We start from the raw sequence: 25,484 nt of genomic DNA on the forward strand, positions 1-25,484 counted from the left end.
GTTAACTCTCCAACCCACTTGGGTAATTAGTTTGCCAGCGCCATGTGTCGTTTGTCATGTCGCTAAGTGTTAGTTCTGCGTGCCAGTTAAGTGTGTTTTGCGCTTTTGTGGCATCGGCGTAGTTACAGGCAATATCACCTGCTCGGCGCGGTGCAATCTTATACGGAATATCTTTATTGGCTGATGCGCTAAATGCGTTGATCATATCAAGCACAGAATAACCTTGCCCTGTGCCTAAGTTGTAAGCATGAAATGCGGTATCTGTTTTATGCTGCATAAATGCCGCAACATGACCTTTAGCTAAATCTAAAACATGAATATAGTCGCGCACACCTTTGCCATCTTCGGTGTCGTAGTCGTCACCAAAAATATTAACCACGTCACGTTTACCTACTGCAGTTTGGGCAATAAATGGCATTAAGTTATTAGGAATACCATTAGGACTTTCACCTAATAAACCACTTGGGTGTGCACCTACTGGGTTAAAGTAACGAAGCGCAATACCCATAAATTGACTGTTGGCATTACATACGTCTTGCATGGCTTGTTCAACCATGACTTTAGTCCAACCATAAGGGTTCGTTGCGCGTATAGGGTGCTTTTCGTCAATAGGGAGGTAGTCTGGCTCGCCGTATACTGTAGCCGATGAGCTAAATATAATATGGTTAACGTCTTCATCTTGCATGTTTTGTAGCATGCTTAATGTGCCCGACACGTTATTTTGATAATAACGCAGCGGTTGCTCGGTAGATTCGCCAACGGCTTTTAAAGCTGCAAAGTGAAAGACAGCTTCGGCTTTAGTATTTTTTAGAGCGAGCTTAAACAGTTGCTCGTCTTGTATGTCGCCCAAAATAAACTCAAACCGAGTACCCGTAATCTTTTCGAGTTGGTCAAGTACCCGCGCACTTGCATTAGACAAGTTATCATAAATAACAGGCGTAATACCTGCTTCATGCAATGCAATACATGTGTGGCTACCTATGTAACCCATGCCGCCAGTAACTAAAACTTTCATGTTATTTCTCGAAAAGTGTATTTATATGATAAATACTACTATTAAGGTGGTTTAAAAACAATAGTTATGATTGCTGAGTAATTCAAATAAAAGCATAAAAAATATTCAGCTTAAACACTCATCTGCCTTTTAAAGGAATACTTTTATATTAACTAACATAGGCTTAGCTTTATCAATTAATTCTATAAACTGATTCAACTATTGGCCTAATTATCAGCAGTAAGTCGGGGTGCTAATATAGCGAAAATAAAGTAAGGAGAGATCAACATGAACAAAACAATTTTACTTACCGGCGCAACCGATGGCATTGGGCTAGAAACTGCAAAGATGTTATTAGCACAAGGTCACACCGTATTATTACATGGCCGCAGCCAAGCAAAGCTCAATGCGCTACAAGTAGCTTTAACCGAGCAATACCCAAATGCAAGTACACATACTTATATTGCTGATTTAAGCGATATGAGCCAAGTTCAAACTTTGGCAAAAAATGTATTAGCCGATTTGGCCGAAAATAATAACCAGCTTGACGTACTTATTAATAATGCAGGCGTTTATCAATTAGTTGATGCTACAACAATTGACGGCCTTGATGCCCGCTTTGTTGTAAACACGATTGCGCCATATCTTCTTACAAAACTATTATTACCTGTCCTTGGTCATGATTCGCGAGTGGTTAATGTGTCATCAGCTGCGCAATCAAGCGTTAACTTAAATGCACTTATGGGTAACACTGAACTTTCTGATAGTGCGGCTTATACACAAAGTAAATTGGCTATTACTATGTGGTCGCGTCATTTAGGGCTTGAGCTTAAAGATACTGGGCCATTAGTTGTATCGGTAAACCCTAAATCTTTACTGGGAAGCAAAATGGTAAAAGACGCTTACGGTATAGATGGTGGGGATTTAAAAATTGGCGCAGATATTTTTTGTCGCGCAGCGCTTAGTGATGAATTTAAAGGTGCCGCAGGCCTGTATTTTGATAACGATACAGGACGCTTTGCTCCTCCTCATGTTGATGCACTTAATAATGCTAAAAATCAACAACTAGTAGATACGTTAGACAGTATTTTAGCACAGCTTAAATTAGGTAAAGCATAATGAAAAATCATGTTACCTAGACAGTACAAGGCCAAATTAAAGAAGGTAAATACGATGAGTTTTTACTGGTAATGGCACAATTAGTTACTTTGGCTAAAAGTGAAGCGGGCACTTTAATGTATGAGTGGACAGTAAGTGAAGACAAGCGCAATGTACATATTTACGAGCGTTACCAAGATGAAGATGCTGCTAAAGCGCATCTTGCTGGTTGGGGCGAAAGTGGCCCACTATTTTTAAGCGTAGTTGATATGGATAAAGTAACGGTATTTAGTCAATTATCAGAAGAGTTTGCACAAGCCTTTGCAGGCCTAAGCAGTGTATTTATGAAACCTGTGGGTGGCTTTGTAAAGTTTTAGAGAAAATACCCATTGTTGATCTAAAGAGCTCACCTCATCAGTGAGCTCTTTTTTTAGTGGCATTACTGCTCTTGCTGCAAGCGCTCGTATAACCAATCTTTTAATTCTGTACGTTCGTGTTTTAATAGATGCATTTGTTCATCGCTTATGGGCGCATCTTTGAGCTCTAACACTCTAATCTCTTTATCTAGCTTGTCGTACTTATCTGCTTTTTTTGCAAATTCAGTATCGCTTTCATTTAACTCGGCAATGGTCTTTAAGTACTCTGGAAAGTCATTTGTTAATGAGTGGTCTTCGCCTAACATATTCGCTCCTTAGTAGGATATAAATGAGCTCACAAGTAAGTGAGTTGTATAAGTGAATTACTGCCTTTCATATAATACACTGGGGCTTACATAGATATAATTCAACCATCGAGCCGCTAATTTGATGTAGCACAAGCAATCTGTTTATTTTGCTCAGTAAGGCATTTCACCAAAGTGTTTAATAGTGCGATCAATAAATGCACGTACTTTAGAGGTCAATAATTTATTGTTGGGGTATACAGCCTACGTAGGTGTATTAACTAATCGTAAAAAGCTTAGGGTTCGATATTATTGCTCAAGGTGCAAGGAATCTCTGGCTAGAGAAAATAAATTTAAATATCATCATGATTCAATACGTTAGTAAATCTCTTAACCAGAGTTCAAGTTAGTAAACCAATACCCGCTAAAGGCTTTTAAGCATTTTAGCTAAAAGAGTTAATTTTTAACGCTTTTTGCTAATTTATGTTGGTTAATTAATAGTGGTAGAATGCAGCGCTTAGTACCACTTGTGTAAAGTAGTGGTCAATAATTTATAAGGTCTGTTGTGTAATGCTGTTGATGATCGACAACTACGATTCGTTTACTTACAACTTAGTGCAATATTTTCAGCGTTTAGATCAAGACGTTTTAGTGAAACGTAATGATGAGCTAAGCATTGCACAAATAAAACAGTTAAACCCGCAGCACATCGTGTTATCGCCAGGGCCATGCACCCCTAACGAAGCGGGTATTTCACTAAATGTTGTTGAGCAACTAAAAGGGCAATATCCTATTTTAGGGATTTGCTTGGGGCATCAAACTATCGCACAAGCTTTAGGAGGAGATGTAGTTCGTGCTAAAAAAGTAATGCACGGTAAAACATCACCCATAGTTCATACTAATAAAGGGGTGTTTAAAGGCTTAGCTAATCCGTTAACGGTATGTCGTTATCATTCTTTAGTGGTTAAAGCGCAAACTCTGCCTAAAGAGCTTGAAGTAACCGCATGGACTCAAACTGAGCAAGGCGAGTTTGACGAAATTATGGGGTTGTTACACAATGAACTTGCTATCGAAGGTGTGCAGTTTCATCCCGAAGCTATTTTAACTGCTCAAGGCTTAGAACTGCTTGATAACTTTTTAACTCGCTTCTAATGTTATAATACACATAGCATTTTATACTTTATTAATGGATGTCATGACTGAACTTGTAGCCCAGCAGCGTACTGCCAAAATACTAAGCCAACGAGCTCATGACTTATTGCTTGGGCATAGCTTTGCGCATCAGCAAATTGGTTTCATTCATACATTAGATATAGATTACGGCGAACCCATGAAGCAGCGTACCTTGCTGCAGGTTGAAGTGGCCGCACAGAATAAACGCCAGCAAAGCAGTACTGCACATCATAAGTACCGCGCTCAAGCCAGTGAGCAACTGCACAAAACAATTGAAACAGCTATATATAAGCAGCTCGAAGATATAGATGGCGTAATTCATAGCACCATAGGTATTGAAGATGGTATTGCCAATATACTCGATATATTAGCGGTAAAGTCAGCGTCGGTAGGGCGTTTAGAGCCATTGGTTAATGATATAAGCTGGTTGGGTAGGGAGTTAGTAACGCTCGTTAATTTACCTTACTATCGTAATCAACGTAGTAAAAACACGTCTGTAAAAGTAGATAAACCATCGCTTGCCCTTCGTTATATTGGCCTTGATAACTTACAGCTAGTTATTCCTACATTTGCTGCCCGCCATTGGATGCCACATAGCACCGAACCATTTTCGTTATTAAAGCGTCGTTTACGTGACAGTGCCATGGCAAACGCGATTGCAGCGCAAAAAATTGCACAAATTAATAATGTAAATGACGTTCATGCATTTACCCTTGGTATGCTTTTAGATGTAGGGCGAATTGCATTAGTGCGCTTGTACTTAAAAACGTTTGAGCAAATATGGCAACGTAAAGTACAGCTAGCCCGAAATGAAAACCAAAAAGATTTACACACCGCATTATTAGAGCTTCAGCCCGACCCGCTATTTTTAACTACTCTACTTAGCAATAAATCGATAGAAGTAAGCGCTAAGGTAATAGACAAAATGGCTTTTAAATATTTACCGTTTAAAGGGGTAATGCAGCAGCTAGTAAATGGGGTAGATAAGGTCGATACATTACTGCCATTAACAGAAGTAATGCTAAAGGCACGGTGCTATTCTCAATATCTTAATTTAAAAGAACATCAACTTATTGAACCTGATGAAGCTCTAAGCTGGTTTTCGCACTTTAAGTTCACTAAAACGGAACTAAAAACCCTCCAATCGAGTAATTTTACCAATTTAGCTATTCAAATTGACTAAAAATCTGAATTTTTTGTTAATTTTTTTGCGACTAACCATTCATTCTCATCTTATTGTTATATTACATATTTGCCGATTAAAGCGTGTGCGCCTCTGTACTCATGCGGTTAGTTGCCTAAAAATAAGCATAAATAGCTATGCAAATAGTTATTCACTATCTATGAAATAATATCTTTAGCCCTTTATTTTCAAGGGATACATGAAAGTTTTTAACGAGACAGATATAAGTAATTCTGAAATAATGTGCGTCTGAAAATTGAACCACAAAGCAATTTTGCGCAATTATCAGGTTACTGATCTTGCCTATAAAGTTGGTTACAAATATTAACCAAACACCTATTTTGATGTTTTGTGTTGCTCACAATTAAGAGGAAATAAAATGACAGTCAATCGCGAATTATTTGATCACGTAATGGTTCCTAACTACGCACCTTCAAGCGTAATTCCTGTTCGAGGCGAAGGCTCTCGCGTATGGGATCAACAAGGTCGAGAGTTTATCGACTTTGCTGGTGGTATTGCAGTTAACTGTCTTGGCCATTGCCACCCTGCATTAGTAGGCGCATTAAAAGAGCAAGGCGAAAAAATCTGGCATCTATCTAACGTAATGACCAATGAGCCGGCACTTCGCCTAGCTAAAAAAATGGTTGATGCGACATTTGCTGAAAAAGTTTACTTTGCCAACTCTGGCGCAGAAGCAAACGAAGCCGCGCTTAAATTAGCGCGTCGTTTTGCACTTGATAAGTTTGGCGCAGAAAAATCACAAATCATCGCGTTCAACAAAGGTTTCCACGGTCGTACATTCTTTACCGTAACTGTTGGCGGCCAAGCTGCATATTCAGATGGTTTTGGTCCTAAGCCTGGCGACATTGTACATTGTGATTACAATGACCTTGCTGCATTTGAAGCACTTATCAGCGATAAAACATGTGCCGTAATGATGGAACCTCTACAAGGTGAAGGCGGTATTGTTTCACCAACTGATGAGTTTGCTCAAGGCGTTCGCGATTTATGTACTAAACATAACGCACTGCTTATTTTTGATGAAGTTCAAACAGGTGTTGGTCGTACTGGCGATTTATATGCATACCAAGGCTTAAACGTAGTACCTGATATTTTAACTTCGGCTAAAGCACTTGGCGGCGGTTTTCCTATTGGCGCTATGATCACAACAACTGAAATTGCACAGCACCTTAAAGTAGGCACACATGGTTCTACTTATGGCGGTAACCCGCTTGCCTGTGCTGTTGCAGAAGCGGCATTTGATACAGTAAATACCCCAGACGTACTGGCTGGCGTAAAAGAAAAAGCAGCATTATTTAATGAACTACTGAGCGCGGTTAACGAAAAATACAACGTATTTAGCGAAATCCGTGGCCAAGGTTTATTAATTGGTGCAGTAGTGAACGAGCAATACAAAGGTCGTGCAAAAGAGTTTTTAGTGGCAGGTACTGAGCAAGGCCTTATGTCACTAGTTGCCGGTGCAGACGTAATACGTTTCACTCCATCTTTAGTAATTCCTGAAGCGGACATTCGCGAAGGTATGGCACGCTTTGAAAAAGCAGTAGCAAGCGTAGTAAACGCATAAGCGACTTAAGCCAACCAATTAAGGGCAAGCACCGCTTGCCCTGCAATTCCTATTTACCGTTATTTATAAGGGAGCAAGCGGACTCATGATGATCCTTCGCCCAATCCAGCAAAATGATTACTCAGCATTACTGAAAATTGCCCACGAATCTGGGCATGGTTTTACGTCTTTGCCATTAAACGAAGAACTATTGCAAAAGAAAATAGACCATTCTGTAAGTTCATTTGCTAAGCAAACGTCACAACCCGGTGACGAAGGCTACCTGTTTGTTCTTGAAGATAGCGAAACCGGTGATGTTGTAGGTACGTCTGCAATTGAAGCTGCGGTAGGGCTTGATGATGCATTTTATCATTATCACTTAAGTAAAGTGATTCACTCTTCGCGCACATTAAACGTATATAAAGCGGTTGATATTTTAACGCTATGTAACGACTACACAGGCGCTACAGAGCTTTGCACATTGTTTTTAAAAGATGGCTATCGTAAAAATTGTAACGGTAAGCTACTTTCAAAAGCGCGCTTTATGTTTATAAAGCAGCATCAAGAGCGTTTTGCACAAACAGTGATTGCAGAAATGCGCGGTGTGTCTGACGAAAACGGCAGTAGCCCTTTTTGGCAGTGGCTTGAAGAGCACTTTTTCTCAATGGATTTTCCAACAGCCGACTACCTAACAGGTATTGGCCAAAAGGTTTTCATTGCTGAACTAATGCCTAAATACCCAATTTATGTAAATTTGCTAAGTAAAGATGCGCAAGCCGTAATAGGTAAAGTACACGACAACACACGCCCAGCAATCGAGTTATTAAAAAGCGAAGGCTTTACGTTTAATGGCTATGTAGACATTTTTGACGGCGGCCCAACGGTTGAAGCAAAAGTAGATAACATTGCGACGATTCGTAATGCAAATAACTTTAACGTTGAAATTGGCGAAATGACTGGCGACACCATGGTGTTACTAGCTAACGAAAAGCTTGAAGATTTTAGAGCAACCGTTGCACCAATGACATTTGACGAGCGCGCAAAAAGCCTTATTTTATCGCAAGAAGTAGCAGATGCATTGCAATTGCAAACTGGCGATATTGTTAGTGCAACCACGATTTAATTTAGGAGAAAGTATATGACTCATCCTGCACAATTTATTAATGGTCAATGGTCACAAGGCCAAGGCACAGAATTTAATTCAGTAAACCCTGCAAATAACGACGTTATTTGGCAGGCATCATCAGCAACTGCGGCGCAAGTAGACACCGCAGTAAATGCAGCGCGCGAAGCGTTTTATGCATGGGCTGATAAAAGCTTTACTGAGCGTTTAGAAATAATTAAAGCATTCGCAGCGCAATTAAAAGAAAACAGCGAAGAACTCGCTATTACTATCGCACAAGAAACAGGTAAGCCACTGTGGGAAACGCGCACAGAAGCGGGTGCTATGGTTGGTAAAATTGCCATTTCTGAAAAAGCATTTTTAGAGCGCACTGGCGACGTAGAAAACGCAATGCCACTTGGCCGCGCGATGATTCGTCATAAGCCACATGGGGTTGTAGCCGTATTTGGTCCGTATAACTTTCCGGGTCACTTACCTAATGGCCACATTGTGCCAGCGCTTTTAGCAGGTAACACGGTTGTATTTAAACCGTCTGAACTGACTCCTAAAGTTGCCGAGCTTACGCTTAAACTGTGGGAAAAAGCAGGCTTACCAGCCGGTGTAATCAACCTCGTTCAAGGTGAAGTAGAAACGGGTAAAGCCCTTGCTGCTCACAAAGGGATTGATGGCTTGTTCTTTACGGGTTCTTCGCGTACTGGTCATATTTTACATGAACAGTTTGCGGGTCAACCGGGTAAAATTTTAGCGCTAGAAATGGGTGGTAATAATCCACTTATTATTACTGACGTTGAAGACACTAAAGCGGTTGTTCACGATATTATTCAATCAGCGTTTATCTCAAGCGGCCAGCGTTGTACATGTGCACGTAAACTGTTTTTACCTAAAGGTAGCAAAGGCGATGTAATTTTAGAGCGCCTTATCACTGCAACTAAAGCGATTAAAGTAGGTAACTACGATGATGCAGACCAGCCATTTATGGGCTCTATGATCTCATCAGCGGCAGCAGCGGGCATGGTTAAAGCGCAAAACGAGCTTGTTGAGCTTGGCGCTCAAGTATTAGTAGAGCTTGAGCACACAGCTAATACTGGCTTTGTAACACCAGGTATTATTGAGTGTACAAATATTAGTGACTTCCCAGATGAAGAGCATTTTGGACCACTTTTAAAAGTATTCCGCTTTGACGACTTTGACCAAGCCATTGATAAAGCAAACGATACAACCTTTGGTTTATCGGCTGGTTTATTAAGTGATAGTGCAGCAGATTACGACCATTTTTTACGTCGTATTCGCGCTGGTATTGTTAACTGGAACCGCCCAATTACTGGCGCGTCAAGCGCAGCACCATTTGGTGGTATTGGCGCATCGGGCAATCACAGAGCAAGCGCGTATTACGCAGCTGATTACTGTGCATACCCAGTTGCTTCAGTAGAGCTTGAAAAAGTAGCGATGCCAGCAACACTAAGCCCAGGTTTAAAAATAGATTAAGTAGTAATACTACTTAATCATTATAAAAGCAGCTTCGGCTGCTTTTTTTGTATTGCTATCGTACAAGGCTAGTAATTACCGACTCTTTCTGCTTAAATCAGCATAATTAAATATATTTAGGTGGTTCGCATAATGGTTTTAGATAGGCAAGGGTACGATGATTTGATCATGTATCTAACTCAAAATTTAGCATTGTTTGAGAAGCCAGGCGAAATAAAACCAGGCGCTCCAACAGTAATGGAATTAATCGAAGACGTTATTGCACAAAATGTGATGCTTATTTGCGAGCAGCACACAGACCTCAACACAGAGCAGCGTAGTCAAATTGTACGTGAAGTTGATGGCATAGTTTACGATTTAGAAGAAGTCCTCAGCAGCATCACCTCACAGCCTGTCACGGTTGAACAGCATGCCTTTATAGATGAATTTGCAGGTTTAGTAAAAAACCTCTTTGATAGCGCATTAGCACAACAATCTTAGCCATTTTATAGCCCTGCGTTGCATTTTCATTTGCAACTACGGCTAAGTTGCTTACAATCAAGAAAATATTTTTTTGAGATATAACAATGCAAGCAAATGTAAAATGGGTTGAAGGCGATACGTTTATTGGCCGTTCTAATTCTAACCACAATGTTGTGTTTGATGGCGGCAGCGATAGCGCAGCACCAAGCCCAATGGAAATGGTTTTAATGTCAGTTGGCTGTTGCTCTTCAGTTGATGTGGTTAGTATTTTAAAAAAAGCTAAACAAGATTTTTCAGACGTACAAGTGCAACTTAGTGCAGAACGCGCCGAAACAGCACCGCGCGTGTTTACCAAAATCAACTTACACTTTGTTGTTAAAGGCAATAATGTGTCTGAAAAGCACCTTGCACGTGCAGTTTCACTCTCTGCTGAAAAGTATTGCTCGGTTGCATTAATGCTTGATAAAACAGTAGAAATTACGCATAGCCACGAAGTTGTGCAAGATCAAGCAAAATAACGCTTTTTCCACGAGGAAAATTCGTATAAAATCCGCGAACTTTTCATTCTGCAGGTGCAGAACCCACTAATTTATAGGTTGGTTTATTATGAACAAACCCTTCGATAAACTTAAACTTCATGGCTTTAACAATTTAACCAAAAGTTTAAGCTTTAGTATTTATGATATTTGTTACGCAAAGACCGAGCAACAACGTAAAGAATATATTGAATATATCGATGAGCAGTACAGTGCAGATAGACTAACCGATATTTTAGGTGAAGTTGTTGATATTATTGGTGCTAACATTTTAAATGTAGCGCGCCAAGATTATGAACCGCAAGGCGCAAGTGTAACTATTTTGGTTTCAGAAGAACCAGTAGAAGAGCAGCAAAATTACGATGCTGACGAAGCACCGGGCCCATTACCTGATTCAGTTGTTGCACACCTAGATAAAAGCCATATTTGTGTACACACATACCCAGAAGCTCACCCTGATGATGGTATTTGTACATTCCGTGCTGATATTGAAGTATCTACCTGTGGCATTATTTCGCCACTTAAAGCGTTAAACTTCTTAATTCATAGCCTTGAGTCAGACGTAGTAACAATAGACTACCGCGTACGTGGTTTTACCCGCGACATAAACGGTGTTAAGCACTACATTGATCATGCTATTAGCTCGATTCAAAACTTCATGACAGAAGATACAAAAGAAGCGTACCAGATGATGGACGTGAACGTGTATCAAGAAAACCTGTTCCATACTAAAATGATGTTAAAAGAAACCGACTTAAATACCTATTTATTCGGCCTTTCTACTGATGAGTTATCGGACGAAGAAGAAGACGAAATTCGCTCTAAGCTGACTCGCGAAATGCAAGAAATATTCTATGGCCGTAACCTGCCAGATACAGAATAATAGCAACGAATTAAATTAAAAATGGCGCTCAGTGAGCGCCATTTTTTTTGCTTTATTTTATAAGCAATAATTGTGTTTGTCGGCCATTTAAATACCAGACACCGCTTTTATCAAAAATAGCATCTTCCTCTAGCATTATTCTTATTTCTTTATTCCACTGCTTTATAAACACCGCATTGTTAAGCTCAATTGAGTAAGCCGTATTTAAATGTAGCGGATAGTCCCCATCTCCCGGTACACCTTGCTGAGAATCCCACATACCTAATGTAGTACCAGCAGCATGACCATGATAGCCAAGAGGATGAGTATAAATAGTGGGTTTTAATCCCTGAGCAATAGCGGCTTTTCGTGCTGCAGCTAAAACTTCATTACCGGTTTTTCCTACCGCAAATTGATTGGTAAATATATCTTGGAGTTTATTACCGCTTTTTAGTGCTTCAACTAAGTAACTAGGCGCACTCGTTTCGTTTTCTTTGAGCACATACGCATGCTGCTGCGTGTCGGTATTTAAGCGTAAATAAGTAATCCCAAAATCGACATGAAGTAAATCACCGGCTTGTATAACGTTATCATCGTAGCCATTGGTAAAGCTTTCTTCATGATTAAACGACTTCGCATCGGCGCGTTGAATAGCAACGCTTGGATGAAACCATGTTTGTAGTTTTAGCTCTTTTACGCGCTCTCTAAACCACCATACCAAGTCATCGCTAGTTGTTTTACCCACCGTAATTGTTTTACCCGAAAACCCCTCTGCAATAATATGATGAGCAATAGCCACAATATGTTTATACATTTCAACTTCTTCAGGAATGCGTTGTTCTAACCACGCAACAGCAAGCGGCTCTGCAGAAATTATTTTATTGTGATAAGTGGCGGGTAAGTTAGCCATTAAGGTTTTGTAATCACCTAGCACAAGGCCATCGGCATGTGCCCAGTCGGTAGAAGTATTAAGCGCAATGTTGCGAGGTTTGTATTGCTCAATAAGTGTATTGAGTGCTTCCCACTGGCTTGGTTGTGTTTGTTTATCCCACCCTTTTTTAAATACGTTACCTATTTTATAAGGCGCAATAGCGTAAGCATCAACACCACCTTGTTTATTAAGTGCAAATAGCAAAATAGTGGTGCGTCTGGCTGAAAGCCATGTTGCAGGCAGCATTGTTTTTAATATTGGATCTTCGTTATATTCACGACTTATAAGTAGCCACATATCAGTGTTGTGCTGCTTCATTAATGAGGGCATTAAGGTATTAACTCTAAGCTCAGTTATTTTATCTATAAACGCAGCGCGCTCTTTCATCGATAAAATAGTGGGAGCGTCATCGGCTTTAACAAAGAGGCTTAAAACAAGCGTAGTTAGCAAGCTTACGTAAAGTAGGAGTTGTTTAGTAAAGTGCATAATTGTTTTATTTTTAGGCTAGTTAATTTATAACATGCCTGAAGAGCGACTATAAAAAAACAATTTGAGATAAACAGCACACAAAAAAGCCCGGCTAAAAAGTAGCCGGGCTTTTGTATAAACAGTTTTATTACTTAAGCATGCTGTATAAAAGTGCAAATACAGCAAGTGAGCCAACCGCTAATATAAATAGCGTGCTTAAACGGTTGCGGTATTTATGAAGTGCAGGCACTTTATAAACTGCGATCATTGGCATGATGAATAAAATCATCGCGATGATAGGGCCCGATAACTGATCCATCATGTCTAAAATACTTGGGTTTTTAACAGCGCAAAACCAAATAGCTAAAAACATAATTAATACACCAATTTTATCAGCCGCTTTTGCGCTTAAGCTTGTTTGTTTAGTTACTAAACCCGTAAAGCTCTCACGTGCCCCTAAAAAGTGACCCAAAAACGACGATGTAATAGCAATAAAGGCAACAAGCGGCCCAAGTGTGGCAATAAACGAGTTATCAGTAATATTAGCAAGGTAGGATAAAACCGATACGTTAGCGGCTTTAGCAGCGGCCATTTGCTCGCCTGTAAGCGACAACACGCAAGAGAACACAAATAACAGTACAAAGGTAATAAGTAGTAAGCTAGTGCGCTTTAAAATCGCCTCAGACTTATGTGTAGCTTGTTCACCGTAGTGACCGCGTTGCACGTTTACAAAGCTTGAGATAGCCGCTGCGTGGCTAAACGAAAACACAATAATAGGAATCGATAACCACAACGTTTTACCAAAGCTGCCCATTTCAGGCAGTGTCATATCTGGCATTTGCCAGCTTGGGATTAAATAAAGTGATAAAAAGAACAATATACCCACAAGCGGATAAACTAAAATAGCAAAGGCACGCAGCATTAAGCGCTCTCCGCCCATCATTAAGCTAATCATACCTGCAACTAATACACCCGAAAGCAACACGCGAGAAGGTGATTCCATCCCCATTTGATTAACCATAAAGCTATCAACGGTATTGGTTAAGCCCACACCGTAAATAAGCAAAATTGGGAATATAGATAAAAAGTACAATAAAGAAATTAACCGCCCCGCAGTCACACCAAAGTGTTCTTCAACTACATCGGTAAAATCGGCATCTTTATTTTTTGATGAAAGTACAAAACGCGCTAATCCACGGTGTGCACAAAAGGTCATTGGAAATGCTAAGCATGCCAAAATAATTAACGGCCAAAAACCGCCAATGCCAATATTAATAGGTAAAAATAAAATACCCGCACCAACGGCGGTACCAAAAAGGCTTAAAGTCCACTGCGTATCGTGCAGATTCCATTTAGAAGTGGGTGTGTTTGAAGGTGTGTGTGCACCTGTTGTTGATGCATTTGAAAGCGTTGCATCTTGAGATGTTGTCATGTGTGTGTTTATCCATTATTTAAATAATAATCGCACGCAAGAATATAGTTTTTAGCTAAAAATTTCATGTTTTGAGAGGATTTGTAGACTAATTAATTAGACCAAATTGAAGGGTAAGTGTCATGAATACGAAACAGCGGTGTAAAAGTGAGCAAACCCTTAAGCGGCAGCACCACATTATAATTTTAAAGTAGGTTGGTTTGAGCGCAGCGAAACCCAACACGCTATAGTGTCACGCGAGCAACAAAGGCGAGGTAGGCGGTTTTCATAACGTAAAAATAGAGGAAGGTCATTTTATTGGCTTTCATTTAAAAATCAGAATCTGCAGCGAAAAGCTGTTAAGTAGAAGCCATTGATCTGAACTTCATAAGAGATTTTTATTAAACTCCGTTATACTTCCTGTAATTGAATATGCCAAACGAAGTAAATAGGCCACTAACTGCAATGAGCAAAGAGATTCTCTTCCATACTACTTTTGCGCACGAAACCAGTAAAACATGGGTTGTATTTGTCCATGGAGCAGGTGGTAGCTCGGCAATTTGGTTTCGTCAGCTTAAAGCCTATAAAAAAGAATATAATGTGTTGTTGCTAGATCTTCGTGGTCACGGTAAATCGAATAACTTAGTACAAAACTTTGTTGATAATAATTATTCATTTAATAATGTCTCTAAAGACATCATTGATGTGTTAGATCATAACAATATCACCAGCGCACACTTTGTTGGTATTTCATTGGGCACAATACTCATTCGAAATATTGCTGAAATTGCGCCGCAATATGTTTCTAGCATGGTGCTAGGTGGAGCGGTTACTCGTTTTAATACGCGCAGTAATACATTGGTTTATTTAGGTAATACTTTTAAACACTTCTTGCCTTATATGTGGCTGTATCGTTTATTTGCTTTTATTATGATGCCGAAAAAGCGTCATAAAGAATCTCGACTTTTGTTTGTTCGTGAAGCAAAACGCTTGTGCCAAAAAGAGTTTATAAAATGGTTTAAATTAGCCATGGACGTAAATCCTTTAATGCAATACTTCAAAGAAAAAGACATTGATATTCCCATTCTTTATATTATGGGTAAGGAAGATCATATGTTCCTTGGCCCTGTTAAAGAAATGGTTAAGCGTCATAAAAATAGCGTACTGCAAACTATTCACCATTGTGGCCATGTTTGTAATGTGGAACGTCCTGACTTATTCAATCAGCACTCGCTTGCTTTTATCGCCCAGCAAAATCTTTAAGGGTTGTAGATAAAATAGGGATAGGCCTTTCTTTTTTGACTTACAAAACTTAAAAAAGATCTAAATGGGTTAACTTAAAAGGAATTTAAATTGGAAGCGTTAAGTACTGCTAGGCAAGTTATTGATACCTTTTCGGCTTTATTAAGCCCTGTAATTGCCATCTCAGTAGGCTTTATTGCATACCAGCAGTGGAAGCTTAATGTTGATAAAGAGAAGCGTGAAAGTAACTCAAATAAATTGCATATTTATATAGTTGTAAAAAGGTTTTTGCGTAGTGTTGATATAAATCATGTGGTCGATGATAAGTTGTACGAAGAGCTTCAAGAGGCACTCGCCCTAGCTGATTTTTATTTTGACGGTATTGTGACCGATTGGTTATTTCAAGTAGACTCTGATGCATCAGCCTGGCTAAACTTAATGCAAATTAATTCATTACCTGGTACGCAAGAATCAAATCCCGAGTTTACTCGTAATCTAAGGGAAATTGAGGAGCTAATTGATAGTCTTCAAAAGTTTCATTGTGAGTTATTTGATGTATTTAAAGGTAGTATGATGTACTTAAAACCTAGCAAGTAATAAATTAGGCATGTTTTTTCACCGTTTGCTAGACATCAACTGGTAACATCAAAGAGTTAAAGCTATCACTTGTCTTTTTAACAACCGATAGCTAACCACTAAAAACTACCTTACTCTTCTATCGCACTTACAATAAAATACGGATTTAAGTACTCATCTTTAGTGTTATAAATAAGCGGGCTGCCATCAAGCTTAGTGACTTTAGCACCGGCTATTTCGGCGATTGCATGGCCTGCACCTGTATCCCATTCGCAAGTTGGACCTAAGCGCGGGTAAATATCGGCGCTGCCTTCGGCGACTAAACACAGCTTTAGTGAGCTGCCTTTAGACACCATTTCAACATCATCAAAGCGTTTTACAAACTCGGCTAAATCGGGTGATGGGTGCGAGCGGCTGCCTACAACTCGAATTAACCCTTTGTTAGGTTTGGTAGTTACCTTAAGCTCAATTCGCTCATCGCCTTTATCTTTAAATGCGCCAATTGCTTCGGCAGCTAAGTAGGATACGCCAAGGGCAGGTGCATCTACTACGGCTAAAATAGGAATGCCGTTTTTAATTAGGGCGATGTTTACGGTAAATTCACCGTTCTTTTTGATAAATTCTTTAGTGCCGTCGATTGGGTCAACTAACCAGTAGCTTTTCCACGTTTGGCGTACATCCCAGCTTATGTCGGCGTTTTCTTCACTGAGTATTGGAATATCAGGTGTGAGCTGTTGAAGCCCTGCCACAATCAGTTTATGAGCTGCTAAATCGGCGTCGGTTACGGGGCTTTCATCGGCTTTGTACTCAACGTTAAAATCCTTTTCGTAAATTCCCATTATCGCTTGGCCTGCTTTGCGGGCAAGGATGAGGGTTTCTTCTAGCAGTTCGGTTTGATTCATGGGGTTAACCTATATTATGTGCTTTTGTTTTAGATACGTTATCAGTTGTGTAACCGATTGGTCTAGGGTGTTTTTACTTGTATCTAAAATTATTTCTGGATTGTTTGGCACTTCGTAGCTTGAATCGATACCAGTGAAGTGTTTTATCTCTCCAGCGCGGGCTTTTTTGTATAAGCCTTTTGGATCGCGGCTTTCGCATACATCCAGTGGGGTATCGATAAATACTTCGATAAATTCGCCTTCGTCTACTAAGCTGCGCACCATGTCGCGTTCTGCTCTAAAAGGCGATATAAACGCAGTAAGTACTAACAAGCCAGCATCGGTCATTAGTTTTGCGGTTTCGCCTACGCGGCGTATGTTTTCAATACGGTCTTCGTCGCTAAAGCCTAGATCTTTACACAAACCGTGGCGTACGTTGTCGCCATCGAGCAGGTAAGTGTGCGTACCTTGCTGATTAAGCGCCGCTTCTAGTGCGTTTGCTACGGTGCTTTTGCCAGAGCCTGAAAAGCCGGTAAACCATAAAATAGCGGGCTTATGTTTTTTTTGCTCACTACGCTGTGCTTTTGTCGTTGCGTAGTTATGCCAAACTATATTTTCATCCATAGTGAGAGTCTCTTATGCTGTGAGCGCAGGTATTAAAACGGAAATACCAGCGGGATCAGGGTTAATACCGTGATTGAATAAATAATAGAAAGGGGTAAGCCCATCACTATGTAATCTTTTAAGCGATAGTTACCCGCGCTATAAACCATTAGATTAGTTTGATACCCAAATGGCGATATAAAGCTGGCTGATGCGCCAAAGGCAACCGCCATAATAAACGGTAGCGGGTCTACATTAAAACCAACCGCGAGCGAGTAAGCAACAGGGAACGACAAGGCAGCAGCTGCGTTGTTAGTTATAAGCTCGGTAAATAATACGGTCATTAAAAATATAGCTATAAACGCGCCGTACGGGCCAAAATCCCCAAGTACCATAAACATGGCGTCGGATATTTGCCCGGCAAGTCCGGTGCCTATCATTAATTTAGCAAGGCCAATGGCGCTACCTACAACCACCAATAACTCGATAGGAAAACGGCGTTTTACTTCGTTAAGTTTTATGGTGCCGCTGAGCATTAAGCCAATCAGTAATACTAATAAGCCTTTAACCAGCGGCACTATGCCAATAATGCTTAAACCCAGTACTGCGGCAAAGCTTAGTAGCACAATATTTGATTGCTTAGGTGCAAGGTGGGCTTGTAAGTCAAACCCTGAAATATACACAAATTCGCGCTTTAAATTAGGCAAGGTGTAAAAGTTTTTGCCTGGTGCGAGTATAAGTGAGTCGCCAGCTTGTAATTGCACTTGCCCAAGGCCGCCTTGTAAGCGATCGTGTCCACGGCGAATGGCAATAACAGCAGCATGAAACTGCTCTCTAAAGCGGGCTTCTTTTACGGTTTTGCCAATAAATTTTGAAGATTGACTTACGACTACTTCTACTAAGTGTTCTATGTCTTTTTGATGATTCTCGTGCACTACTTTTAAACCGTCGAAACGGGTAAGTAATGGCACCGATTTTATGTCACCTACAAACAGCAGCACGTCGTCTTTTTGAATAATTTGCTGCGGAGTGACTGCGCAAATTCGGCTGCCATCGCGAATAATTTCAGCAAGGAATAAGTCTTTTAAATCACGCAGGCCGTTTTCTTCTACGGTTTGGCCTATTAATTTTGAGCTTGCTTGTACTTTACCTTCTAGGTAAAAAGGCACGACTTCTTGGTCGCTTTTACCGTTGTCGGGTAAGTATTTAAGCATTACTAAAATGGTAATTAGGCCTACGCTTAGCGCGCCTAAACCCACTAATGTAAAGTCAAAAAAGCCCAGCGGTTCCATTCCCGCATCTACTGCAAAGCCATTAACGATTAAGTTGGTTGATGTACCAATAAGCGTAATGGTGCCGCCCAAAATAGCAGTGTACGACAGCGGTAATAATAGCTTTGAAGGGGAGTGATTAGGGTTGTCTTTTATCGCGGTAATAAGCGATGCAACAACGGCAGTATTGTTAGTAAACGACGATAAAAAGGCGGTTGATAACCCTAATTTTGTTACCGATTTTACTAAACTACCTTTAGATAGCGATTGCGCTAACTTTTGAATTAGGGTGGTTTTTTCTATTGCGGTCGACACTAACACCAATAGTACTAAAGTGATAAGCGACGGGTTAGCGTAGTTAACTAACATACTTTCAAGATCGATTAGCCCTGCTAAGTAGCTGGTACCAATAGCGCTTACAAATAACCATGCTGGATTAATACGGGTGCCAAAAAGGCACCCGACTAAGGTAAGCATAATGCCTGTTAAAACGAGCTGTTCTACCATGCTTTTAAATTCCTAACAGGCTAAAGTTAACTTATAACTTAGAAATATCAAGCGCTTGCCAATGCGGGAAGTGCTTGCGTACTAAGCTGTTAAATTCAACTTCAAATTCGCTAAAGTTACTTTGCTTTGTTTGGCTTTGCAGTACTTGCTCAATCATACCGGCAGCAACAGTTAGGTTTGATAAGCGATCGATTAGGATAAACGAGCCTGTTTCGTGATTGCTGTGGTACTCGTCTGCCAAAATAGTTTCGGTTAGTTCAAGCGTTACAATCGCAATTTCGTTTAGCTGTAATGAGTCGCTAGTGCCGTGCTCAAGCGTGTTTACATCAATTGTGTAGTCAATCTTTTTAACAATAGCTGAGGTGTTTTTGCTACCTAGTTTTAGGTTATAGCTTTTACCTAACACTAATGGCGATTCATGCATCCACACAATTTTAGCTTGCAACTGGTTAGTTACAGCGGCCGTTGAATTTGCAGGTACGATTACATCCCCTCGGCTAATATCAATTTCGTTATTTAGGGTAACGGTAATTGCTTGGCCTGCTTCGGCGCTGTCCAGATTACCATCAAAGGTAACAATTTCTTTAATGCTTGATGTTTTACCCGACGGTAATACTTTTATAGCATCGCCTACGTGCATCTTGCCCGATGTAAGTGTGCCCTGAAAACCACGGAAGTTTAAGTTAGGACGCACGACATATTGCACCGGTAGGCGCGCTTCAAAGCCTGTATCTGTTTCGGCTGCTGGCGAATCTTCTAATAACTCTAGTAGCGGCTTGTCGGTGTAATACGGTGTATGTGCAGAGCGTGTTACTACGTTGTCGCCTTTAAGCGCCGACATAGGCACAAACTTAATGTTTGATACGTTAAGTTGCTCAGCAAATTTAAGGTAATCGGCCTTAATTTTTTCATACACGGTTTCGTCAAAATCAACGATATCCATTTTATTAACGGCAACAACAAACTGTTTAATGCCCAGCGAGTCACAAATAAAGCTATGGCGCTTAGTTTGTACTTGTACGCCGTAACGCGCATCAACCAAAATAATGGCGACATCGCTTGTTGATGCACCAGTTACCATGTTGCGCGTGTATTGCTCGTGCCCAGGCGTGTCGGCAATAATAAATTTACGCTTAGCCGTTGAAAAGTAACGGTACGCTACGTCAATCGTAATGCCTTGTTCACGCTCAGCTTGTAGGCCATCAACTAATAAAGCAAGGTCAAGATCTTCACCTGCATTACCTACTTTTTCGTTATCTTTATGAAGGGCTGCTAGCTGATCTTCATAAATTTGGTGGCTGTCGTGCAGTAGGCGGCCAATCAGTGTTGATTTACCGTCATCTACGCTGCCACAAGTAAGCATGCGTAATAAGCTTTTGTCTTGTTGGCGTGCTAGGTAGGCGTCTATGCCTATTTCTTTTACTTCGTTAAATGTATCGTTATTTTGGCTAGACATTAAAAATACCCCTCACGTTTTTTCTTCTCCATTGAGCCGGCTGAATCATGGTCAATAACACGACCTTCACGTTCAGATGACGTAGATAGCAGCATTTCTTCGATGATTTCGGTTAAAGTACTGGCTGTTGATTCAACTGCACCGGTAAGTGGGTAGCAGCCTAATGTACGAAAACGTACAGATTTCATTTGCGGTACTTCACCTTCATTAAGAGGCATACGCTCATCGTCAACCATAATCAAAGTACCGTCGCGCTCAACTACTGGGCGATCTTTAGCTAGGTACAATGGCACCATTTCGATGTTTTCTTGATAAATGTATTGCCAAATATCAAGCTCAGTCCAGTTAGATAATGGGAAAACACGAATGCTCTCACCCGGATTAACTTGGCTGTTGTAGGTATTCCAAAGCTCTGGGCGTTGGTTTTTAGGGTCCCAACGGTGGTGTTTGTCGCGGAACGAATAAACACGCTCTTTTGCGCGTGACTTTTCTTCGTCGCGGCGTGCGCCACCAAATGCAGCATCAAAGCCGTATTTATCTAGCGCTTGTTTTAAGCCTTGGGTTTTCATTATGTCGGTATGTTTACCCGAGCCATGCGTAAACGGGCCTACACCCATTTCAATGCCTTCTGGATTTTTGTGTACCAGAAGATCAAAGCCATATTCTTTAGCTATACGGTCGCGAAACTCGATCATTTCACGAAACTTCCAGTTGGTGTCTACGTGTAATAACGGAAACGGAATTTTTGCAGGGTAAAATGCTTTACGCGCTAAGTGCAAAAGTACCGACGAATCTTTACCAATAGAGTAAAGCATTACTGGGTTCTCAAACTCAGCGGCGACTTCGCGCATGATTTTGATACTTTCAGCTTCAAGTTGCTGAAGGTGAGTTAAAGCCATTGTTAGTCGTCCTACTAAAATGATTAAAAGTTACAAATTTAAAATTCGGTTATGTATTTGATACATCTGTTAGCGGCTGTGCAAAGCTGCTTGTTTGCTCGTTTTTCCCAAACCACGCTAGTTGCGAGTGCAGGGCGGCTACTTCGCCAATAATGAGTAGTGCAGGCGATATAATGCTGTTGCGTTCAATTAAGTCGGCAAGTTCGCCTAATTGGCCTGTTACTACACGCTGATTTTTACGTGTACCGTTTTCGATAATGGCAACAGGGGTGTCGGCTTTGCGGCCATGTTTTAAAAGCTCGCTTTGTATGTGCGGCGATTTAATTACGCCCATGTAAATAGCCAGCGTTTGATTTGCTTTTGCCAGCGATTGCCAATCAAGTTCTTGACCGTCTTTTTTACAGTGGCCAGTTACAAATTGAATGGCTTGTGCATGGTCACGATGCGTTAGCGGAATACCCGCGTAAGCACTACAACCTGCAGCGGCTGTAATACCCGGTACAATTTGATAATTTACGTTGTTAGCAGCCAGTACTTGTACTTCTTCGCCACCACGGCCATAAATAAACGGGTCACCACCTTTAATGCGGCATACTTTTTTGCCTTGTTTAGCAAGGTCGACCAGCATTTGGTTGGTATCTTCTTGAACAACACTATGATCGCCCAAACGTTTACCTACACAAATAAGGTCAGCATCGCGGCGCACTAGTTCCATAATTTCGTCAGAGACTAAAAAGTCATAAACGACGACGTCGGCTTGTTGCATAAGTTGCAGTGCTTTAAGTGTTAAAAGCTCTGGATCGCCAGGGCCTGCACCTACTACATATACTTCGCCTTCAGGTTCTGCTTTTGCATCTAGCATTTGCTCTAGTTGCTGCTGTGCGGCTTGGGTATCGCCGGTTTGTACTTTACTCACAACAGATGAGTCGAACACGCCTTCCCAAAATTGGCGGCGGTCTGAAAAATGCTTAAAGCGTTTTTTTACTTTGTCTCTAAAGCCACCGACAAGTGTTGCAAGTGGGCCAATATGATGTGGAATAAGAGTTTCGAGCTTTTCGCGTAAGCGACGTGCAAGTACGGGCGCTGTGCCAGCACTTGATATAGCAATCGTAATTGGGTCACGGTCAACAATGGATGGGAATATAAACGTACATTTAGGTTGGTCATCAACCACGTTTACAAACACATTGCGGGCATTGGCAAGTTCAAATACGTTGTTGTTTACTTCATCGCGGTCGGTTGCTGCAATAACAAGCATTTTGCCATCAAGGTGCGATTCATCAAAATAAGCATCAATAAGCGTTACTTCATTATTATGTGCATGCTCTTTTAGTTCGTCGCAAAACCAAGGTGCTACTAAAGTAACGCTTGCTCTCGCTTTTAAAAACGCGCGACATTTGCGTAAAGCGACCTCTCCACCGCCAACAACCAATACTGGTTTGTTGTCGAGTTTGGTAAAGATAGGTAAATACTGCACGTTAATAAGACCCCTAAACAAATTCAAATATAAGAAAACGCTTTATTCTGATATGCAGAATATAGCGGCTATCAATAAGTAAAAAATAATTAAAACCAAGTTGATATAACCAAAAGTTATAATAGGTGGGCTTTTTAGGCCTAAGAGCTAGTTAATAAGGGATTGCGCCGAGTTACAAGTAAAATAACCAGCTTATAGTGTTTGGTTATGAGCTATAGCGAGTTTGGTTTAATTTGTTAATATGGAGGCATATCAAATTTTGTACTTATACCATTTGCATTAAATTAGTGATCTATTTATAGCGACGAGAAAATAGCTCAATAACAAGGCTAAAATTATGATACATAGTTGTTCTAAATAAATAGTTTTTAACGTAGTTAGTGCGTTATTTAATACGCTAAAATGATCATGTTCTTAATAAAATTGGTATTACATAAGCAACGGAGCTCTAATGACACAACACCAAAAAGATGCCGCATTAGCAGTCGCACTGATGGATTTAACAAGCTTAAACACCAGCGATACCACCAAAAGCATTCAAGCACTTGTTGATAGCATAAATCCTACCTTAGGTACGCCTGCCGCCGTATGTGTTTATAGCGACTTTGTTGATGATGCAAAAATAGCACTCGCAGCGCGTGAGCTTAACCATGTTAAAGTCGCAACAGTCACTAACTTTCCAACGGGTGATGCACCACTGAGTGATGTAATTAACGAAACACTTATTGCTATAGAGCGCGGCGCAGACGAAATTGATTTGGTTATTCCTTATAAAAAGTTAATCGCGGGCGATGCTCAAACTGTAGTTAACTATGTAAGCGAAAGTAAAAAAGCATGTGGGTCGCGCGCGCAACTTAAAGTAATAATAGAAAGCGGCGAGCTAAAAACCGACGCGCTTATTACTCAAGCCACGGAGCTTGCAATTGAAGGCGGTGCTGATTTTGTAAAAACCAGTACGGGTAAAGTAGCTGTAAATGCCACGCTTGAATCAACAAAAACTATGCTAACAGCCATTAAAAACTCAAATAAACGTGTGGGCTTTAAAGCGGCCGGCGGTGTTAAAACAGTGGCCGATGCTAGTGATTATTTAGCGCTAGCACGCGCAATAATGGGTGATGATTATTTGCAAGCAAATACATTTAGGTTTGGCGCTTCAAGCTTGTTAAGTGACGTTTATAAAACCATAGGGAAATAATCAATATCTTTGGATTGTAGGTTTATCTAACCGATTAAATTATTAGCAGTTTAAACAATAATGTAATTAATTAATTAGATTTTCCAATGTGGGTATCTTTTAGGCTTGTGTTAATGAACTGCGTAAGTATAATAGGCATCCACTTTGCAGGGGCGTAGTTCCAATTGGTAGAACAGCGGTCTCCAAAACCGATGGTTGGGAGTTCGAATCTCTCCGCCCCTGCCAGTTTTACTTGTTATTTGAGTAGTCTGAGATTAAAAACCGGTTTAAATTAAGTCTGTTTTTAAGTTTAGATTTTAATGGATTAACCCTGCCGTAGTGTAGGGTTGTTGTGTCTGTAGTTAAGGTAATAATATTATGAGCACGAATGTAGAAACACCATCAAGTGCGATGGAGTCAGTAAAGTGGTTAGTAGCAATCGCGCTACTTGCAGGCGCAGTTGTTGGTAATCACATGTATGCAGATCAATCTGTATTACTACGTGCTATTGGCGTTGTTGTTGCAATAGCGGCCGGATTAGCAATTGCCTCGCAAACATTTAAGGGACGTAACTTTCTTGCTTTCGCTAAAGAAGCTCGAATTGAAGTACGCAAAGTTATTTGGCCAACGCGCCAAGAAACTACCCACACGACATTAATTGTAATGGTTGCAACAGTGATTATGGCACTTATCCTTTGGGGATTAGATGGCATTTTATTCCGCGCTGTAGGCTTTTTAACTGGATTGGAGATCTGATCCCATGTCGGATGAGAACGAGAACAAAGAAATTAAGTTACGTTGGTATGTAGTACAGGCCTTTTCTGGTTACGAAAAGCGTGTAGCTCAAACGTTAATTGAACATATTAAAATCGAAGGTCTAGAATCGAGCTTTGGTGAGATATTGGTACCAACTGAAGAAGTTGTTGAGATGCGCGCTGGCCAAAAGCGTAAATCTGAGCGTAAATTCTTCCCAGGTTATGTATTAGTACAAATGGATATGAATGACGCAAGCTGGCACTTAGTGAACAGCACAGAACGCGTTATGGGCTTTATTGGTGGTACGTCTGATCGTCCTGCTCCTATCAGCCCTAAAGAAGCTGAGCGCATTCTTAATCGCCTACAAGAAAATGCTGAAGCACCTAAACCTGCTACATTATTTGAACCAGGTGAAGTTGTACGCGTTACAGATGGTCCATTTGCAGATTTCAGTGGTGTAGTTGAAGAAGTTGACTACGAAAAGAGCCGCGTAAAAGTATCTGTACTTATTTTTGGTCGTTCTACGCCAGTTGAGCTTGAATTCGGTCAAGTTGAGCAAGATAAGTAATTGATTAAAAAAGCTTCGCTAATTTTTATTTAAATTTTGGCATGAAGCTTGAAAAAGGCCGCTGATTAACTTATAATCAGCGGCCTTTTTGTATTAAGGTAAAATTTATTTTTTTACTGTGCA

General features: G+C 40.6%; 25 protein-coding genes and 1 tRNA gene. 16 read left to right on the forward strand and 10 right to left on the reverse strand.

Annotated features, from left to right (window positions below; all coding sequences use genetic code 11):
• Position 1 precedes the first annotated feature (1 nt).
• Positions 2-1,015, reverse strand: a complete 1,014-nt coding sequence (gene galE, locus H5117_RS10080) for a UDP-glucose 4-epimerase GalE (RefSeq protein WP_182737576.1) — start codon at positions 1,013-1,015, stop codon at positions 2-4.
• Positions 1,016-1,282: 267 nt separating this feature from the next.
• Here galE and H5117_RS10085 point away from each other — a divergent pair, with 267 nt between their 5' ends.
• Positions 1,283-2,113: an SDR family NAD(P)-dependent oxidoreductase gene (locus tag H5117_RS10085; RefSeq protein WP_182737586.1), complete on the forward strand. Its 831-nt coding sequence runs from the start codon at positions 1,283-1,285 to the stop codon at positions 2,111-2,113.
• 35 nt (positions 2,114-2,148) lie between these two features.
• A complete protein-coding gene (locus tag H5117_RS10090; RefSeq protein ID WP_310737167.1) occupies positions 2,149-2,469 on the forward strand; it encodes an antibiotic biosynthesis monooxygenase in 321 nt (106 codons plus the stop codon).
• Positions 2,470-2,531: 62 nt separating this feature from the next.
• Here the strand turns inward: H5117_RS10090 and H5117_RS10095 are convergent, their stop codons facing one another.
• Positions 2,532-2,774 carry a YdcH family protein gene (locus H5117_RS10095; RefSeq protein ID WP_002958856.1) on the reverse strand — a complete coding sequence of 81 codons (243 nt, stop codon included), beginning with the start codon at positions 2,772-2,774 and terminating at the stop codon, positions 2,532-2,534.
• A gap of 549 nt (positions 2,775-3,323) precedes the next feature.
• Between H5117_RS10095 and H5117_RS10100 the strand changes: the two genes are divergently transcribed.
• The 8 genes from H5117_RS10100 (at position 3,324) to speD (ending at position 11,162) form a co-directional block, all read left to right on the forward strand.
• Entirely contained in the window at positions 3,324-3,905 is a 582-nt protein-coding gene (locus tag H5117_RS10100; protein WP_182737587.1) for an aminodeoxychorismate/anthranilate synthase component II, read from the forward strand.
• 43 nt (positions 3,906-3,948) lie between these two features.
• Positions 3,949-5,109 (forward strand): HDOD domain-containing protein, encoded by a 1,161-nt coding sequence (locus H5117_RS10105; RefSeq protein ID WP_024596661.1) that lies wholly within the window; start codon positions 3,949-3,951, stop codon positions 5,107-5,109.
• A 379-nt stretch (positions 5,110-5,488) separates the two neighbouring features.
• Positions 5,489-6,694, forward strand: a complete 1,206-nt coding sequence (locus H5117_RS10110; RefSeq protein WP_182737588.1) for an aspartate aminotransferase family protein — start codon at positions 5,489-5,491, stop codon at positions 6,692-6,694.
• Between the two features lie 85 nt (positions 6,695-6,779).
• On the forward strand, positions 6,780-7,796 hold the full coding sequence (gene astA, locus H5117_RS10115; RefSeq protein WP_182737589.1) for an arginine N-succinyltransferase: 1,017 nt from the start codon (positions 6,780-6,782) through the stop codon (positions 7,794-7,796).
• A 15-nt stretch (positions 7,797-7,811) separates the two neighbouring features.
• Complete coding sequence (gene astD, locus H5117_RS10120; RefSeq protein WP_182693187.1) at positions 7,812-9,281, forward strand: succinylglutamate-semialdehyde dehydrogenase; 1,470 nt, start codon at positions 7,812-7,814, stop codon at positions 9,279-9,281.
• A 132-nt stretch (positions 9,282-9,413) separates the two neighbouring features.
• Positions 9,414-9,761 carry a DUF3802 family protein gene (locus H5117_RS10125; protein ID WP_002958862.1) on the forward strand — a complete coding sequence of 116 codons (348 nt, stop codon included), beginning with the start codon at positions 9,414-9,416 and terminating at the stop codon, positions 9,759-9,761.
• Between the two features lie 86 nt (positions 9,762-9,847).
• Positions 9,848-10,261 carry an OsmC family protein gene (locus H5117_RS10130; RefSeq protein WP_002958863.1) on the forward strand — a complete coding sequence of 138 codons (414 nt, stop codon included), beginning with the start codon at positions 9,848-9,850 and terminating at the stop codon, positions 10,259-10,261.
• 88 nt (positions 10,262-10,349) lie between these two features.
• Positions 10,350-11,162 carry an adenosylmethionine decarboxylase gene (speD, locus tag H5117_RS10135; RefSeq protein WP_024597058.1) on the forward strand — a complete coding sequence of 271 codons (813 nt, stop codon included), beginning with the start codon at positions 10,350-10,352 and terminating at the stop codon, positions 11,160-11,162.
• A 52-nt stretch (positions 11,163-11,214) separates the two neighbouring features.
• On the opposite strand, the gene H5117_RS10140 is transcribed toward speD, so the two are convergent.
• Positions 11,215-12,558 (reverse strand): M24 family metallopeptidase, encoded by a 1,344-nt coding sequence (locus H5117_RS10140; RefSeq protein ID WP_182737590.1) that lies wholly within the window; start codon positions 12,556-12,558, stop codon positions 11,215-11,217.
• Positions 12,559-12,688: 130 nt separating this feature from the next.
• Complete coding sequence (locus tag H5117_RS10145; RefSeq protein WP_002958865.1) at positions 12,689-13,972, reverse strand: aromatic amino acid transport family protein; 1,284 nt, start codon at positions 13,970-13,972, stop codon at positions 12,689-12,691.
• Between the two features lie 444 nt (positions 13,973-14,416).
• Between H5117_RS10145 and H5117_RS10150 the strand changes: the two genes are divergently transcribed.
• Together H5117_RS10150 and H5117_RS10155 are read left to right on the forward strand one after the other, a co-directional pair.
• Positions 14,417-15,214 (forward strand): alpha/beta fold hydrolase, encoded by a 798-nt coding sequence (locus tag H5117_RS10150; protein ID WP_182733788.1) that lies wholly within the window; start codon positions 14,417-14,419, stop codon positions 15,212-15,214.
• 90 nt (positions 15,215-15,304) lie between these two features.
• On the forward strand, positions 15,305-15,790 hold the full coding sequence (locus tag H5117_RS10155; RefSeq protein ID WP_182733789.1) for a hypothetical protein: 486 nt from the start codon (positions 15,305-15,307) through the stop codon (positions 15,788-15,790).
• A 110-nt stretch (positions 15,791-15,900) separates the two neighbouring features.
• On the opposite strand, the gene cysQ is transcribed toward H5117_RS10155, so the two are convergent.
• From cysQ to cysG, 6 genes are read right to left on the reverse strand one after another with little or no spacing between them, the layout of a single operon-like run.
• Positions 15,901-16,671: a 3'(2'),5'-bisphosphate nucleotidase CysQ gene (gene cysQ / locus H5117_RS10160; RefSeq protein ID WP_182737591.1), complete on the reverse strand. Its 771-nt coding sequence runs from the start codon at positions 16,669-16,671 to the stop codon at positions 15,901-15,903.
• Positions 16,672-16,680: 9 nt separating this feature from the next.
• The gene (gene cysC / locus H5117_RS10165; protein ID WP_007378439.1) at positions 16,681-17,274 is read right to left on the reverse strand and encodes an adenylyl-sulfate kinase; all 594 of its coding nucleotides are present in this window, start codon (positions 17,272-17,274) and stop codon (positions 16,681-16,683) included.
• A 32-nt stretch (positions 17,275-17,306) separates the two neighbouring features.
• Positions 17,307-19,031 carry an SLC13 family permease gene (locus H5117_RS10170; RefSeq protein ID WP_002958871.1) on the reverse strand — a complete coding sequence of 575 codons (1,725 nt, stop codon included), beginning with the start codon at positions 19,029-19,031 and terminating at the stop codon, positions 17,307-17,309.
• Between the two features lie 31 nt (positions 19,032-19,062).
• Positions 19,063-20,487, reverse strand: a complete 1,425-nt coding sequence (cysN, locus tag H5117_RS10175; protein ID WP_024603862.1) for a sulfate adenylyltransferase subunit CysN — start codon at positions 20,485-20,487, stop codon at positions 19,063-19,065.
• Complete coding sequence (gene cysD, locus H5117_RS10180; protein WP_002958873.1) at positions 20,487-21,386, reverse strand: sulfate adenylyltransferase subunit CysD; 900 nt, start codon at positions 21,384-21,386, stop codon at positions 20,487-20,489. Before cysD ends, cysN begins: the two co-directional genes overlap by 1 nt.
• Positions 21,387-21,435: 49 nt before the next feature.
• Positions 21,436-22,863, reverse strand: coding sequence for a siroheme synthase CysG (gene cysG / locus H5117_RS10185; RefSeq protein WP_024603341.1), 1,428 nt, complete (start codon positions 22,861-22,863; stop codon positions 21,436-21,438).
• Positions 22,864-23,314: 451 nt separating this feature from the next.
• Here cysG and deoC point away from each other — a divergent pair, with 451 nt between their 5' ends.
• The 4 genes from deoC to nusG all read left to right on the forward strand — a co-directional run bounded on the left by deoC (position 23,315) and on the right by nusG (position 25,361).
• Complete coding sequence (gene deoC / locus H5117_RS10190; protein WP_154903753.1) at positions 23,315-24,058, forward strand: deoxyribose-phosphate aldolase; 744 nt, start codon at positions 23,315-23,317, stop codon at positions 24,056-24,058.
• A gap of 148 nt (positions 24,059-24,206) precedes the next feature.
• A tRNA-Trp gene (locus tag H5117_RS10195) sits at positions 24,207-24,283 on the forward strand.
• A gap of 132 nt (positions 24,284-24,415) precedes the next feature.
• The gene (gene secE, locus H5117_RS10200) at positions 24,416-24,793 is read left to right on the forward strand and encodes a preprotein translocase subunit SecE (protein WP_002958877.1); all 378 of its coding nucleotides are present in this window, start codon (positions 24,416-24,418) and stop codon (positions 24,791-24,793) included.
• A gap of 4 nt (positions 24,794-24,797) precedes the next feature.
• Positions 24,798-25,361 (forward strand): transcription termination/antitermination protein NusG, encoded by a 564-nt coding sequence (gene nusG, locus H5117_RS10205; protein ID WP_002958878.1) that lies wholly within the window; start codon positions 24,798-24,800, stop codon positions 25,359-25,361.
• The last annotated feature ends 123 nt before the right edge of the window (positions 25,362-25,484 follow it).

Source organism: Pseudoalteromonas sp. SG45-1, from assembly GCF_014164135.1.
In the GTDB taxonomy this organism is placed as follows: domain Bacteria; phylum Pseudomonadota; class Gammaproteobacteria; order Enterobacterales; family Alteromonadaceae; genus Pseudoalteromonas; species Pseudoalteromonas distincta.